Source organism: Candidatus Omnitrophota bacterium, assembly GCA_040755155.1.
Lineage (GTDB): Bacteria > Hinthialibacterota > Hinthialibacteria > Hinthialibacterales > Hinthialibacteraceae > JBFMBP01.
In genome coordinates this window covers 1-14,557 of sequence record JBFMBP010000017.1, presented here as the reverse complement: position 1 = coordinate 14,557, position 14,557 = coordinate 1, and the positions used below count along the sequence as shown (strand labels likewise).

The window sequence follows — 14,557 nt, the reverse complement described above, 5'->3', positions numbered from 1 at the left end:
GTCCTTCGACCCGGCGAACTAAGCTAAACGCTTTTTCGCCTTTTCCAACTGAATCTTCATGCGTTCGGGCAGCCTATCGCCGAATTGGATTAAATACTTCTCGAAATCGGGGATTTCCGATCTCCAAGCATCCTTATCTACGCACAACAGTTCCCGGATATCTTCCGCGGGAATATCCAGACCGTTCAAATCGAGCGCATCTTCCGCAGGCATAAAGCCAATGGGCGTTTCGACGGTTTTGGCTTTGCCTTCCACGCGCTCGCACATCCACTTCAGGACGCGGCTGTTATCGCCGAATCCCGGCCAAAGCCAATGGCCGTCGCCCGCTTTACGGAACCAGTTGACGTAGAATATTTTGGGCGCACTTTTGCCCAGCCGATCGCCCATATCGAACCAATGCCGCCAATAATCGCCCATGTGATAGCCGCAGAAAGGCAACATCGCGAACGGATCTCGGCGCAGTTTGGCTTTCACGTCGATAGCGGCGGCCGTCGGTTCGGAGGATAAACTAGCGCCTAAATAAACGCCGTGATCCCAATCGAACGATTCGAGAACCAAAGGCGCAACGCGGCTGCGGCGTCCACCGAAGATGAAAATATCGATCGGCACGCCCGCCGGGTCTTCCCAATCCGGGCAAATCGCCGGGCATTGGCTGGCCGGAGCCGTGAAACGGGCGTTGGGATGGGCTCCTTTTTCGCCGGATTCGGGCGTCCACTTGCGGCCTTTCCAATCGATTCCATGATGGCAATCCACGCCCATCTCTTCCCACCATACGTCTCCGTCATCCGTCAATACGCAATTGGTGTAGATGCAGTTTTCTTTGAGGGATTCCATAGCCATGGGATTGGTTTTATAACTGGTTCCCGGCGCCACGCCGAAGAAGCCCGCTTCGGGATTGATTCCATGCAAGCGGCCGCTGGGGGCGATCTTCATCCAAGCGATATCGTCGCCGATGCACTCGCACTTCCAGCCGGGAACCGTGGGCTGCAACATGGCGAGGTTGGTCTTGCCGCAGGCGGAAGGAAATGCGGCGGCGATATGGAAGCGTTTTCCTTCAGGATTGGTAAACCGTAGAATCAGCATGTGTTCCGCCATCCAACCTTCTCGGCGCGCCATAGTGGAAGCGATGCGGAGAGCCAGGCATTTTTTCCCCAATAATGCGTTGCCGCCGTAGCCGGAACCGTAACTCCAAATCAAATTTTCGTCGGGAAAGTGCGAAATATATTTCTGTTCGATGGGGGCGCAAGGCCAGGAACCGTCTTTCTCGCCTTTTTTCAAAGGAGCGCCGATGGAATGCAGGCAGGGAATGAATTCGTCTTCCTCGCCTAAAACCTCCAACACTTTATCTCCTACGCGGGTTGTAATGTGCTTGTTGACGACGACATAGGCGCTATCGGTGATTTCGACGCCTATTTTGGATATGGGCGAACCGATGGGTCCCATGCTGAAGGGAACCACATACATCGTACGGCCTTTCATGCAGCCGTCGTATAATTTTCGCATGATCCGTTTCAATTCGTTGGGATCGATCCAATTGTTTGTAGGACCGGCGTCTTCTTTTTTCGTTGAGGCGATATAGGTGCGATCTTCGACGCGGGCGACGTCGGAAGGATCGGAGCGGAAGAGAAAACTGTTGGGGCGCATCTTCTCGTTCAGCTTAATGGCTTGACCGGCTTCCACCATCCGTTTCATCAACCGGTCGTATTCCTCTTTACTGCCGTCGCACCAAACGACGGAATCCGGTTTGCACATGGTTTCGACTTCAGCCACCCAAGCAAGCAACTTTTGGTTGTTTGTCTTCGCCATATTTTTCTCCTATTCTCCTGCCACTATTTATTGCCCATGCGAATAATTTTTATGGGAAATTCCATAAACCCCGATGGATAGATAAATAACTATCGCCGCATCGCGGTTTTGGGATTTCCAGTAAAAAGAAACAATCAATTATGATTTCAGAGAGATCGATTCGATTTATTAACCGCCGAACGATTTATCCGGCTGCGAAATAGAATTCCAATCGAAATCAATATTTAGGGTTCTGCGTTCTTTATGGAAAATTACGCGTCCCATTCTATATAAACAAGATGAACGTTGGTTACATGATGAACTAACGATTATAACAAGACTTCCATTTTGGGCAAGAGATTATCCATATTCCCTACAAGACGAATGGGATGGTTATTCTTCTTCGGATTCTTGAAGGTTCTGCGGATGCAGATAACGGCGAAGGTCTTTTCCATGGATGCCTCCGATCGAATCTTGAAAGGCGGCTTTCATAAAAGGTACGCCCAAGAGCGATAACAACCAATAGCCGAAGATGGAGTACAAAATCCCAACCGACAAACTAATTTCGTAGGAGGCGTAATGTTGAAATAAGTAAATGATAGCTCCGTCCCGCGTCCCCGCGCCGGAAAGCGTCACCGGCGCCAGACCGATAAAAATGGCGATGGGCAGAGCGGCGATAACGTAGACGAAGGGAACTTCCGCATGAAACGCGCAATAACAAATCCAGGTCTGAACGAAGGAAAGCATCCAATTTAGAAAAGTGACCGATAAGATGGTTAGAAAAGACCGTCTGTTCAGACAGATTCTTTTGCTGGCTTCAAGGAGATTCTCGACCAACTCCCGCCAGCGTTCCGGAACCCATTGCACGAGGGAGGAGGCGGATAGCAGAAAGAAAACGATCACTCCCGCGAGGATAGCGCCGCAAAAATAAAACGCCGTCGTGAAGCCGTAAATCCATCCGCCCGCGAGGGAATAAACGCAAAGAACGACGACGTCCATCATCCGTTCCGCCAGAATTACGCCCGTCGTTTTCGAATAGGGAAGAACATTCTTTAAAAATAATACTTTAACGAGATCCCCCGATTTCGCCGGAGTGATCGTTCCCAGAGGCCATGCCGCCATCACGATCTTGTAACTTTCCCAAACGCCCAATCGGCAGCCGAGTTGCAAAACGATGAGATGCCATCGGATGGCGCAAAGAAGGGGAAACAACAACGTCAGGCCGGCGGCGGCGAGAATATACCCCCATTCCGCTCGTTTCAACGCATCGACCGCGGTGGAATAATCCACGCAAAGCAATAGCGCCCCGACTAATGCGATCGTACCCGCAATCAATATGATTCGTCGTTTCGATTTCATGGTTCCGAACGGGAAATCCAAATATTTTTTCTTTTGCCATTATATGGATTCGCTAACGGCGTTACTCTGTTCTTACGGTTATCCCTGCAACAGGGTTTTTCTTGAAGCGTATTATACATAGTGAAGCTATTAAACGAATAAGGAAAGGAAGGCGATTATGGATTTGCCAAGAAAAATGCCAACCCTTCAATTTTACAAAGGTTCGCTATCCACGTTGTTCGCTATTTTGGCGCTGACGGCCGTTACCGGCATGATTTTGTATTTCTCGCTGCTCGTAAACGTCGGCCCCAACCAAGCCGCCATCGTCATGGAGTATCGCGGAGAATCCGTCCCGCCGGAAAACGGCTTCATCGCCGTGAAGCCGGGACAGATGGGAATTCAATTGGAAGTTTGGCGCGAGGGCTTGCATTTCGTCAATCCCATCTTCACCCGCGTCGAGATCGTCGACGTCGTGAAAGTGCCGGAAAATCATGTGGGCTGCGTTGCGAGGAAATTCGGGCGCGACTTGCCCGCGGGCAAAATCATCGCGGGAGAAGGCGAAAAAGGCGTTATGGACATCGCCCTCAAACCCGGCTTCTACCCGGAATACAGCAACGCCTACGCTTATGACGTCGTCATTACGGAAGCGATACGCGTTCCCCCCGGTTCCGTCGGCGTAGTAACGAGCCTGGCAGGGCCGCTGCCCGCCGCGCCCAATCAATTCCTTTCGGAGGAAGGCGAACGCGGCGTGCAGAAGCAACACCTCACGCCAGGTACGTATTTTCTCAATCCCTACGTCACGCGCGTCGATTTGGTCAATATCCAATCCCGGCGCACGGATATTTCCGACGTGGCGTTTCCCTCGTTCGACGGCTTCCCCATCACGCTAAATTGCAGCGTCGAATGGCGCATCCCCGAAGATAACGCGCCGATCGTCTTCGTCAAATTCGGCCAGGAAAGCGAAGTGGAGAACAAGGTGATCTTTCCTTCCGTATTGAACTATTCCCGCCTCATCGGATCGAGCCAGGAAGCGACGACGTTCATCTCCGGCGAAACGCGGCAAAAGTTCGGACGCGATTTTCAGACGGAGATCGCCGGATCGGTGCAATCCGTCAGCGTGGAAGTGAAGGAAACGGGAATCCGAACGATTCTGCCGCCGGACGAAGTTTTGACCATCCTGAAAGACCGGGAAATCGCCGTGCAGCAGAAGCAGCAATTTTTGCAGGAAATCATGCAGAACGCCGAACAAATGAAATTGCAAACGCAAAAAACCAAAGCGGTAAAAGAGAAAGACATCGTGGATAAGAAGACGGAAATGTTGAAAACGCTTTTGGATCGGCAAAGGGCGCTGGACGTCGCCGTGCTGCAAGCGCAGAAAGAGTTCGACGCCGCCAAGATGGAATTGGAGGCGGCCAAGAACATCGCCTCCGCTTCCAGAACCCTGGCGCGGGCGGAAGCGGACGCCCTGCTGCTGAAATATACGGCGGAAGCCAACGCCCAGGCGGCGGCCGTCGCCGCCTTCGGCGAGGGTAAAGAGGCCGCTAAAGCGTATGCCAACTATTCTCTCACCCAATCTCTCGCTCCCCGGATCGAGGACATTTTCGCGGGAACGGACGCCTTATGGCGAAAAACGCTGCTGGGCGAGGAGGTGAAGCCATGAAGGAAATTAATAAAAACTATATTAAATGGGGCTTTCTCGCAGCGATCGTTCTCGTTTTCCTCATTACGCTCTTTTCCACGTATAGTTTCTTCTTCTGCCGCATCGATGTTCCGCCGGGAAAAATGGTGATCGTCATCCAAAAAACCGGCTCGCCGCCTCCCGGCGTAGAAGGAGAGCAAGTTTTGGTTCCGCGCGGCTGGCGAGGCATATGGGAAGAACCGCTTGGTCCGGGACGCCATTATCTTTATCCTTACGCCGGAATGATTTTTTACTCTTTCGAAACCTATGCGATTCCCCAGATTCCCGTCGGAAAAATCGGAGTCGTCACCTCGCGCGGCGGCAAGCCCCTTCCTCCCGACCGCATCTTGGCCAACGCAGACGAAAAAGGGACCTGGCGGCAAGTGCTGGGGCCGGGATGGCATCTGCTCAATCCGCGCGGCTATGACATCGACATCATCGTCGAAACGGTCATCGAACCGGGCTACGTCGGCGTACTCACGGCTCAGGAAGGCGTCTTGCCGCCCAGCGATCGGCTTTCCAACGAAGGCGAACGCGGCGTGAGAGCGGCGACGCTGCCGCCGGGACGCTATTACATCAATCCGCGCGAATTTCAGGTCGAAATTATGGAAGTAGGATACCGCCAGATCATGGTCGGCCCCATCAGCGCGGGGGAAGCCGACGTTCACGTCGACGAGCCGGTGGAATTCAATTCCCTCGACGGATTCAAATTCACGACGACGGTCAGCGTTCTGCTACTCTACAAACCGGAAGACTCCCCGAAAGTAGTGCGGCGATACGGCGGAGTCGTCCCCGGCCAAGAAGCGATAAGCATCGAAAATAAAATCGTCATTCCCCAAATCCTGACGAAAATTAAAGAAGAAGGCCAAAAATTCCAAGGCCGCGAAATGATTACCGGCACGCAGCGCGAGATTTTCCAAAAACGATTTACCGACAGTTTGCAAACTGTATGCGATCCCAACGGCGTTCATCTGGTCTTCTCCTACGTGCGGCGCATCGACACGGAAGACCGGCTTAAAGACCCTATCCGCAAAGCGAAACTGGCCGACTTGCGCAAAGAGACTATCGAACAACAGCGCGAAACCTCCGAAACGGAAACTCAACTGAACATCTCCTCCCAAATGATCGACCAGGCCACCCAACAGACCGGCGCGGAATATGCGGCGCAGGCCAGCGTCATCGACGCTTCTACGGAATATCAAGGCCGCCAGATCGAAGCGGAAACCGCCCTGCGCGTTTCGGAACTACGCAAACAAACCGCCGCCATTCTAGGCGAACAAAAAGTCGTCCTTGGTACGGCAGAGGCCGATTCCGTGCGTTATATAGAAACGGCGAAGGCCGACGGCCAAAAACTTGGCGTCAAAGCCTTTGGCGGCGATGCGGAAGCCTATCGGATTTTTGGATTGTCGAAAGCGCTCGATCCCTCGTTGAGCATCATCATCCGCGAGACGGGGCCGGGTACGTTATGGACGGATATCGATCTCCAATCCCGTTCCCCCGCCGATATGCGGGCATTGAAGGAGTTATCCGAGAGAGAAGAAAAATGAAAGCGTAGATTTTTCATTTTCTCGAATAATTGGATTTTCATGGCCGCGCGGCAAATTATCGCCGCGCGGTCTTTTTCTTCTTTCCGCCAAGCGCTCCCGCGCATTTCAAAAAAATCTGGCTGTATTCCCCCGCGATGGCATGGATATTCTGCTCCTCATTGGCGAAGCGGACGGCGTTATCGCTGAGGCGCTTCCATTGCTTTTCGTAGGCGATCAAATCGCGCACGCCCTGAACCATTCGCACTTCCGAGCCGTGCGCGAAGACTCCCAATTGTTTTTTTTCGATAACGCCGTCCGGATCGGCGTTGAGACTCACAACGGGAACTCCCGCAGCGAACGCCTGACTGAACAAATAGGGAAAACCTTCGAAACGCGACGTATTGACAAAAAGTTTCGCCTTATCCAAAAGGGCGATGACCTCGAGATAGGGCATGGAATTTTGTACGCCCAAGTTGGGAATATCCCTGGTTTTGGCTACCAGGCGTTCGAAATATTCGGGATCGTCGGGCGTGGCGTAAAACGTGAAGCGTTGCTCTGGGACGCTGAGCGCCAGGCGGAAGAATAATTCCGGCTGCTTCCAGTTAACCGTTTCGCCGAACCATACGACTTCATTCCGCGCTCCTTCCGTTAATGGACGCGGCGCTACGCCGTTGGGAATGACGATCGTCTTCACCGTTTCCCGGCGCCGCAGCAACGCTTGCTGCTCCTGCGTCTGGCAGACGACGCAATAGGTTTGGCGCAGCGCTTGCAAATATTTTTCACCCTCTTCCCCTGCGCCTCGCGTAAAGGTTCCATCGCAGTCTCTTTGGTGCGTTATGCGAAACAAAAATCCTCGCCGATTCTTCACGCAAAAATCGGCCGCCTCTCCCGACAATCCGCTGGCGCCCGCCATGATATAGATGCTCGCATCGATTTTTTTGAGTAATTCATGCAAGGACGAGCGTCCAGGCAAGAAGCGCCGCAGCCAACCGGAGCGGGCGGCGGGTTTGTATTTATAAACCAAAACGCCGGAATAAAATTCAATATCATCCTGACCGTAATCGCCGGTTACGACGCTGATCTCCATGCCCGGCTCTTTGCCAAGATAAGAAGCCAGTTCGTAAATTTGAATCTCCGCTTCGCCGTAACAAGCCCGTTCCTGAGAATTGAATAAAGGATAGACGGTGGGTGAAACGAAACAGATTTTAAACAATAGATCGGACATAGCCGCCATCCCGCCGGTTGCATTCCTTTTGGCGGTTCTTTACGAAAACGAACCGATTCGTATTATATAACTCATTCTACGCAGCCTGGGAGCGCAGGCGTCCCACCTGCACGATGAAATACCCATCCCAACAATGAATAGATTTTATTTATAGCGTTTTTGAATCACGAAAACACGAAATAACTCGAATTCCACGAAATATTCGAATCGCGAATGTCGCGGATTCTTTTGGATTTCTCGGGAAAATCTTTCGCACAGCGCGATTCTTTGCTCCAAATGTTTTTCGTGTTTTTCTTTTTCCTATCGTGTTTTCGCGATTCAATCGACGAGAGTAAGCGAATCCTTTAATTTCCCTTTGCGCGTAACGCGAGTTATATAAAAACATTCGCAAATTGGCGCCCCGGCAGCCGAAAAGAGATTTTATGTTCGAAAAAAAAATAATAACCGGCCTCCGCCGTTCGTTATTGGCGTGGTTCAAGCGAACCGCACGCGACCTCCCTTGGCGGCGAACGCGCGATCCCTACGCGATATGGATTTCCGAGATCATGCTGCAACAGACGCGCGTGGAAACGGTTATTCCCTACTACTTGCGTTTTCTCGATCGTTTTCCGAATATCGCCGCGCTCGCCCAGGCAAAACAGGACGATCTTCTCAAACTATGGGAAGGAATGGGCTATTACCGGCGGGCGCTTCATCTGCATAAAGCCGCCAAGATCATCGCCAATGAATATGATGGCGTCTTTCCCCAAACGCTGGAGGAATGGAAGCGCCTTCCCGGCGTCGGCGATTATACGGCGGGCGCCGTCGCCAGCATCGCCTTCGGCGTCCGCGCTCCCGCCTTGGACGGCAACGCCAAGCGCGTCCTGGCGAGGCTCGGCGGCGAACAGGGCTGCATTGACGAATCCGCAACAGCGCAGCGTCTGCGCGCCTTAGCAAAGTCGTTATTGCCAGCGAAAGAACCTGGCGCCTTCAACCAGGCGATTATGGAATTGGGCGCGCAACTTTGTACTCCCAAACAGCCCTTATGCTGCGAATGTCCCATTCGAAAATACTGCGCCGCCGCCAGCCAAGGATTTCAAAAAAACATCCCCGTCCGCAAATCCAAAAAGCCGGTTCCCCATCGAGTCGTCGTCGCCGCCGCCATTCTCAAGAACGGGCGCTATCTTCTTGGTAAGCGTCCGCCGGGAGGAATGCTGGAAGGTTTATGGGAATTTCCCGGCGGCAAAGTGGAAGGAGACGAAACGCAGGAAGCAGCCTTGCGCCGCGAAATCCAGGAAGAGTTGGGAATATGCGTCCGCGTGGGCCGTTTGATCGCTTCCGTGGATCACGTCTATTCCCACCTCGCCGTTACGATTCATTTGTATTTATGCGAACCAATGGAAGAAAAGCCCCATGCGATCTATCACAGCGAAATCAAGTGGATTCCTCGTTCGCAACTGCGCCGCTACGCCTTTCCCGCCGCCAACGTAAAGTTTCTCGATTATTTATAAGCAATTCTTAGTTTATTCCCCAAATAGAACGATCTTTGTCCAATAGTATTGAATCACGAAGACGCGAAGGAATAAGAAAAACACGAAAAAAGGCAAAAAAAAGATTTCATTAAGGAGAAGAAAAAAGATTTTTCCGTGGAATCCAAATCATCCGTGGAATCCGTGATTCATAAATGATGCAGCTTCGCATAGTAGGCGCAAAGTAAAGCGCAGCCACCCTTTCATCATTCATCATTCATCACTCATCATTGTTTTCCGATTCCCATTTTGGAATAATCATGAGAGAATGCGCTCATAAAAAACGAATTCTTTCAGGAGCGAACCATGAATCCTCAAGGTAAATCCAATAATAACCGGCGCACATTTTTAAAGACAACTGCCGCCAGCGCGGCTAGCGTAATCCTTGTGAAACCGCAATCGGCGTTCGGGGCCGCAGCGAACTCGAAGATTGAAATTGGAATCATTGGCAGCGGCGGGCGCGGCTTTTTCGTCGGTAAGAAGTTTCTCGACACCGTGAATGACGACGTAAAACTGGTCGCGGCGCACGATTATTTCCAAGACCGCTTGGAGCGGCTGCAAAATCTCTTCGATATCGAAGAATCGCGCAGCTATACGGGCGAGTTTGGCTATCGCAAGATACTCTCCTCCAACATAGACGCTGTAATCATTACAACTCCGCCCTATTTTCATCCCCAACACGCAGCGGAAGCCGTAGCGGCGGGAAAGCACGTCTGGCTGGCCAAGCCCGTCGCTATCGACGTTCCCGGCTGCCAAAGCATCAAGGAATCCGGACGCCAGGCGCAAGAGAAAGTCGCGTTTCTCGTGGACTATCAATCGCGCAACAGTCCCTTCTTCATCGAATGCGTCAAGCGCGTGCGCGAAGGCGCCATCGGCGAAATCGTCTGCGGCCAGGCCTTCAACCAATTCCCTTGCGGCGGCTTGGCGGATACAACCGGCATGACGGAATCCGCCGCCCGCCTTCGCAATTGGGGAACGAACAACATCCTTTCCGGCGACGTGATCGTCGAGCAGGCCGTCCACGCCGTGGACATCGCCAACTGGTTCGTTGGCGGCCATCCGACGAAAGCCTATGGAACCGGCGGCTTGAAGGCGCGGCTCAACGCCGGCAACAATTGGGATCATTTCATCGTAACGTATTGGTACAGCGACGGCCCCGTCATCGACCTTAATGTCGCCCAATTCATGCGCGGTTACGAAGACCTCGGCGCCCGGCTCTACGGCAAGAAGGGTACCGCCGACGCTCACTACCGCGCTCTCGATTGGGGCGTTGGGCCGATTATGATTACCGGCGACAATGCCTGGAAAGGAACGGAGCATGATAACACTTGGGATATCGGCGTCGAAAACAATTGCCGCGACTTCGTAAAAGCGATCCGCAGCGGCCAATTCATGAACCACGCCGATTTCGCCGCTGACGGCGCCATGTCCTCCATTCTCGGCCGGACGGCGGCCTACGAAAACCGCGCCGTTACATGGGAGGAAATTTTGAAGGAAAACAAAAAGTTGGATGCAGGACTTAAATTATCGTAAAATGAGGCTCAAGAAAAATTGATAAAATCCATCTTTAAATTCTCCCCCCAAGATTGGGGGGAGTTAGAGGGCAATGTCATTAAGTTAAGACATAACGTGACGAAATTCCATTCCCTCGCCCTCTGGGAGAGGGTTAGGGTGAGGGATTTTAAATTCAACAAATTCATGCTATTAGATTTGTTGATATTTTCGATTAAGGAATTAGTCTATCCTTAACTTAACGACATTGAGTTAGAGGGGGGTTGAGTTTTATGGACTTAAGACAACCCCCTCCTTTCATCCCCCAGGCTTGGGGGAGGAATAATGGAGTTTAGCTAGAGGCTCAAATAATAAAACACATTCCAATTTCGGGAGGAAAAAACAATGCCAGGAATCGGATTTCATACGGACGCTTTCAACAGCAGCAACTATCCCTTCAAGCAATGCATGCAATGGGCGAAGGATCACGGCCTGAGTTTCATCGAATGCGGCGTTATCGACGGCTCCGCCTATATTCAATCGCTGGGCTATTACCCTCATATTTCCCTGCTCGAAGACCCCATTCTCATGCGTAAAACGATGGACGGCTACGGCATACGCTTCAGCCAGTTGGACGCCGCCTATCCCCTCAGCCGCATGGACGGCCTGACCGTCGGCGTCAGTTACGTGCAACAGGCTATACGCTGGGCGAACCTCGCGGGCTGCCCGCGTATCGACACTACCGACGATAAAACCAAGCCCGAAGGCATGACCGATCAGGACGGGCTGCGCATCATGAAAATGGCTCTTGGCGAAATTTTGAAAGTCGCCGAAGCGCACAAGATCGTCATCAACGTCGAACCCCACGGTTACTTCACCACCAATCCCGAATTTATGGGGCAAATTCTGAACTTTTACGACAGCCCCTATTTGCGCATGAATATGGACACCGGCAACGTCTTCATCGCCGGACAAGACCCCGTCGCTTTCGTCGAGCAATTCAAAGACCGCATCAGCCACGTGCACGTCAAAGACGTCAGCGAATCGCTGGCCAAAGCGGCGCGCGGCGAACTGACGGGAATCGCTATGAGCCACTGCGCCATCGGCTCCGGCGTCAACGCGGACAACATCAAAAAATGCGTAGAAATCCTGCGCCAAAACCACTACGAAGGCGTCTTCAGCCTGGAATGCGAAGGTTGCGTTTTGGAAGAGTCTCTTAACTGGTTCAGAAGTATTGTAGAATAGAAACGTAGGATGGGTCGCGTTGTTTGACCCATCCTTTTTCTTATCAATTGCATTCGATTGCCATTGAAAAGGATGTATATGGCAAATGCCAACCTATCTATTGACATGGAATCCAAAACGTTTTAATTGGGATAACTTGCAAGATATCCTTAATCAAGGTTTCTATTCGGGTAGGTGGAGCTGTGGAAATACAAAGAAAATTGTTAAAGGAGATCGAGTATTTTTGATTAAGTTAGGCAAAGAACCACGAGGCATTATGGCGTCTGGATGGGCGACACGAGATGTATATAACGATAAACATTGGAACCTGGATGCCGAGGCATCTTACATTGATGTTCATTTTGATAATCTTCTTGATCCAGCGAAATCAATTTTTTCATTCAACAAGTTGAATAAAGAGATTTATGACAAGATGAATTGGCATCCACAGGCGTCTGGCTTGACCATACCCGATGATGTGGCAAAACAATTGGAGATCGATTGGGCTGAATTTACAGGTCGATTTAGCAACGTTTCTGATTTTGTTCTTGCTGAAGAATTGGATGCGTCAAAAACCTTCCCAGAAGGAGCAACAAAACAGATTATCGTAAACGCTTACGAGCGCAATCCGCAGGCTCGTTCAAGATGCATCGCCAAATATGGGTATAATTGTTCAGTTTGCGGATTCAATTTCCAAGAAATCTATGGCGAGCTGGGAACTAACTACATTCATGTCCATCACCTGGAACCTTTATCGCAAATTGGCAATGATAAAGAAGTGAATCCAGAAAAGGATTTGAGACCGGTTTGTCCTAACTGCCATGCCATGCTTCATAGGGATAAGACGCGAACTATCGAAGAGTTGAAGACAATCATCGAAGGGAAACGCAAGATCTTCATAAAGTCAAGAAACGAACCATGAAAGACGAAATTGTAGAAGAAATCCGCAAATACCGAGACGCCCACGCTCAGAAATTTCACTACGACCTAGACGGTGTCTAGGGACACCTAGTTTCCCGCACCTACGAATAAGTTGAACGCATAAAAAGATTTCTTTTCCGGTCATAATGGCTCAAGTTTTCAGCAAACAATTCGATAGTGTAAATCACCAGGCGAAACGGAGGTCGGCTCTGCTGGAGAGCAACCGATTAAGGGATAGCCTGGCGCGTTTGCGACGAAAAGTCGCTGAGGGGATGGGACGATTCCCGTCCCCTCACTATATAATTTCATGACTATTCCGAGCATTCGCCTATGCCTTAAAAAACTCATAAACCACGTCATGATTTTTCGCCGCCTTCATGGAGACCCAACTCGATATGTTTTAAGCGGTAGCTTCGTCCATCGATTTGAATCACGTGACAATGATGCAACAATCGATCGAGGATGGCGGTGGCCAGCACTTCATCTCCGGCCAGGATATCCGGCCATTCCCGAATGCCTTTGTTGGAGGTGATGATGATACTTCCCCGTTCGTAGCGTTGACTGATGACTTTGAAAAATAAATGCGCGTTATGGCGATCCAGCGCCTGGAATCCCAATTCGTCAATGATCAGAAGAGAAGCGTTCATATACCGTCGTCTCCGGATTTTTCGATGGTCAACGGCTTCATCCTTCTGAAGCATGTCGATTAAATCATCCGCGTTCATAAAAACAACGGCGAAACCGTTCTCCGCCGCTTTGACCCCCAACCCGGCGGCTAAGTGCGACTTCCCAACCCCGGGGGGGCCAAGCAGCAAAACGTTTTCCTTCCGTTTCACAAACTCACACGTCGCCAACAAGTCGATTTTGGCTTTTTCCACCCCGCGTTGAAAAGGAAAATCAAAATGGTTTAATGTTTTTCCCATAGGCAATCCCGAGGAATTCAGCAGAGATTTCACTCGGCGATCCTCACGAAGCTCTACTTCTTTCCCCGTAACCAATTCGAGAAATTTCACGAGGGACAGGTTCTCGCGTACGGCGCGCTCCAGTAATTCCAGCAACGCTTCCGCCGCATATTCCAGCCCCAGTTCGACAAGAAGATTTCGGCTTTTTTCCAGTTCCGACGTTTGGAGGTTCATAAGGAGAGCCTCCGAACGACCGTCTCGTATTGATTCAGGGGGCGGCTTGGAACTTCCCAACTTTTCTCCATAACGATTTCCTGGGCGATTTGGCCTAAAGGGGTTGGGGCCATGACGCGATCGGCGCTCTTTCCTTCGTAGAGGTTCTGGTCGATCAGAAGACGACACTCGGTTCCACGAGGATAGGTCGCCAGTAACCGAGTGGTACTGTAAATTTCCACTCGGCCAGGACCGCCTCGCACCTCGACCATCCTCCCCACATACGAAAACGGGACGTGATACTGGCGTCCCTCAAAACTCACCAGGCAATCTTGACTGACCTCTCGATGGACTTGGACATCAAACGGCAAAGGGAGCGTCGGCGGCAAGGGATTCAGGTTGGGTTGTTCTTGCCCCCAGGTTTCATAGACGCTTTTTCCTGTCACGGGGCAGGTCAGCCTTTGGGCTCGACTCCAAATCCTTTCGTTCGTCGTTTGTTGCAAAACCTCCAAACTCGCGAGCCTCTCCTGGGAATGGACCATCAACGATTTGATGTCGCGTCCCCGCCGTTCGACTTTCCCTTTATCCGACGCCATTCGTACGCGGCAAGGATTGATCACAAATCCCACTTGCTGGGCGTAGGACGCATAACCTTTGTTCAAGGTCGCCCAGGCTCCCGCCCCTGAAACCACCCCCGTCTTCAGGTTGTCTATCCGAAGATAGTTGGGAACCCCCTGGAGGAATTC

At 51.4% G+C, this 14,557-nt stretch carries 11 protein-coding genes; 6 read left to right on the top strand and 5 right to left on the bottom strand.

What is annotated here, in order from left to right; genetic code table 11:
* Window positions 1–18 precede the first annotated feature (18 nt).
* Window positions 19–1,806, bottom strand: coding sequence for a phosphoenolpyruvate carboxykinase (GTP) (locus AB1656_01990; protein ID MEW6234134.1), 1,788 nt, complete (start codon window positions 1,804–1,806; stop codon window positions 19–21).
* Between the two features lie 372 nt (window positions 1,807–2,178).
* Window positions 2,179–3,144, bottom strand: a complete 966-nt coding sequence (locus AB1656_01985; GenBank protein MEW6234133.1) for a lysylphosphatidylglycerol synthase transmembrane domain-containing protein — start codon at window positions 3,142–3,144, stop codon at window positions 2,179–2,181.
* Between the two features lie 157 nt (window positions 3,145–3,301).
* On the opposite strand from AB1656_01985, the gene AB1656_01980 reads away from it, so the two are divergent.
* Together AB1656_01980 and AB1656_01975 are read left to right on the top strand one after the other, a co-directional pair.
* Window positions 3,302–4,783, top strand: coding sequence for an SPFH domain-containing protein (locus AB1656_01980; GenBank protein MEW6234132.1), 1,482 nt, complete (start codon window positions 3,302–3,304; stop codon window positions 4,781–4,783).
* Window positions 4,780–6,348, top strand: coding sequence for an SPFH domain-containing protein (locus AB1656_01975; GenBank protein MEW6234131.1), 1,569 nt, complete (start codon window positions 4,780–4,782; stop codon window positions 6,346–6,348). The genes AB1656_01980 and AB1656_01975 overlap by 4 nt, the downstream gene beginning before the upstream one ends.
* A gap of 55 nt (window positions 6,349–6,403) precedes the next feature.
* On the opposite strand, the gene AB1656_01970 is transcribed toward AB1656_01975, so the two are convergent.
* Entirely contained in the window at window positions 6,404–7,552 is a 1,149-nt protein-coding gene (locus tag AB1656_01970) for a glycosyltransferase family 4 protein (protein ID MEW6234130.1), read from the bottom strand.
* Between the two features lie 422 nt (window positions 7,553–7,974).
* Here AB1656_01970 and mutY point away from each other — a divergent pair, with 422 nt between their 5' ends.
* The 4 genes from mutY (at window position 7,975) to AB1656_01950 (ending at window position 12,697) form a co-directional block, all read left to right on the top strand.
* Window positions 7,975–9,042, top strand: a complete 1,068-nt coding sequence (mutY, locus tag AB1656_01965; protein ID MEW6234129.1) for an A/G-specific adenine glycosylase — start codon at window positions 7,975–7,977, stop codon at window positions 9,040–9,042.
* Window positions 9,043–9,366: 324 nt separating this feature from the next.
* The gene (locus AB1656_01960) at window positions 9,367–10,593 is read left to right on the top strand and encodes a Gfo/Idh/MocA family oxidoreductase (GenBank protein MEW6234128.1); all 1,227 of its coding nucleotides are present in this window, start codon (window positions 9,367–9,369) and stop codon (window positions 10,591–10,593) included.
* A 363-nt stretch (window positions 10,594–10,956) separates the two neighbouring features.
* The gene (locus AB1656_01955) at window positions 10,957–11,796 is read left to right on the top strand and encodes a sugar phosphate isomerase/epimerase (protein ID MEW6234127.1); all 840 of its coding nucleotides are present in this window, start codon (window positions 10,957–10,959) and stop codon (window positions 11,794–11,796) included.
* 85 nt (window positions 11,797–11,881) lie between these two features.
* Window positions 11,882–12,697, top strand: a complete 816-nt coding sequence (locus AB1656_01950) for an HNH endonuclease (protein MEW6234126.1) — start codon at window positions 11,882–11,884, stop codon at window positions 12,695–12,697.
* A 355-nt stretch (window positions 12,698–13,052) separates the two neighbouring features.
* Here the strand turns inward: AB1656_01950 and istB are convergent, their stop codons facing one another.
* Both istB and AB1656_01940 read right to left on the bottom strand, forming a co-directional pair.
* Entirely contained in the window at window positions 13,053–13,832 is a 780-nt protein-coding gene (istB, locus tag AB1656_01945) for an IS21-like element helper ATPase IstB (protein ID MEW6234125.1), read from the bottom strand.
* The coding region (locus AB1656_01940) for a hypothetical protein (GenBank protein MEW6234124.1) at window positions 13,829–14,557 on the bottom strand (729 nt) is incomplete at its 5' end. The genes AB1656_01940 and istB, both read right to left, overlap by 4 nt.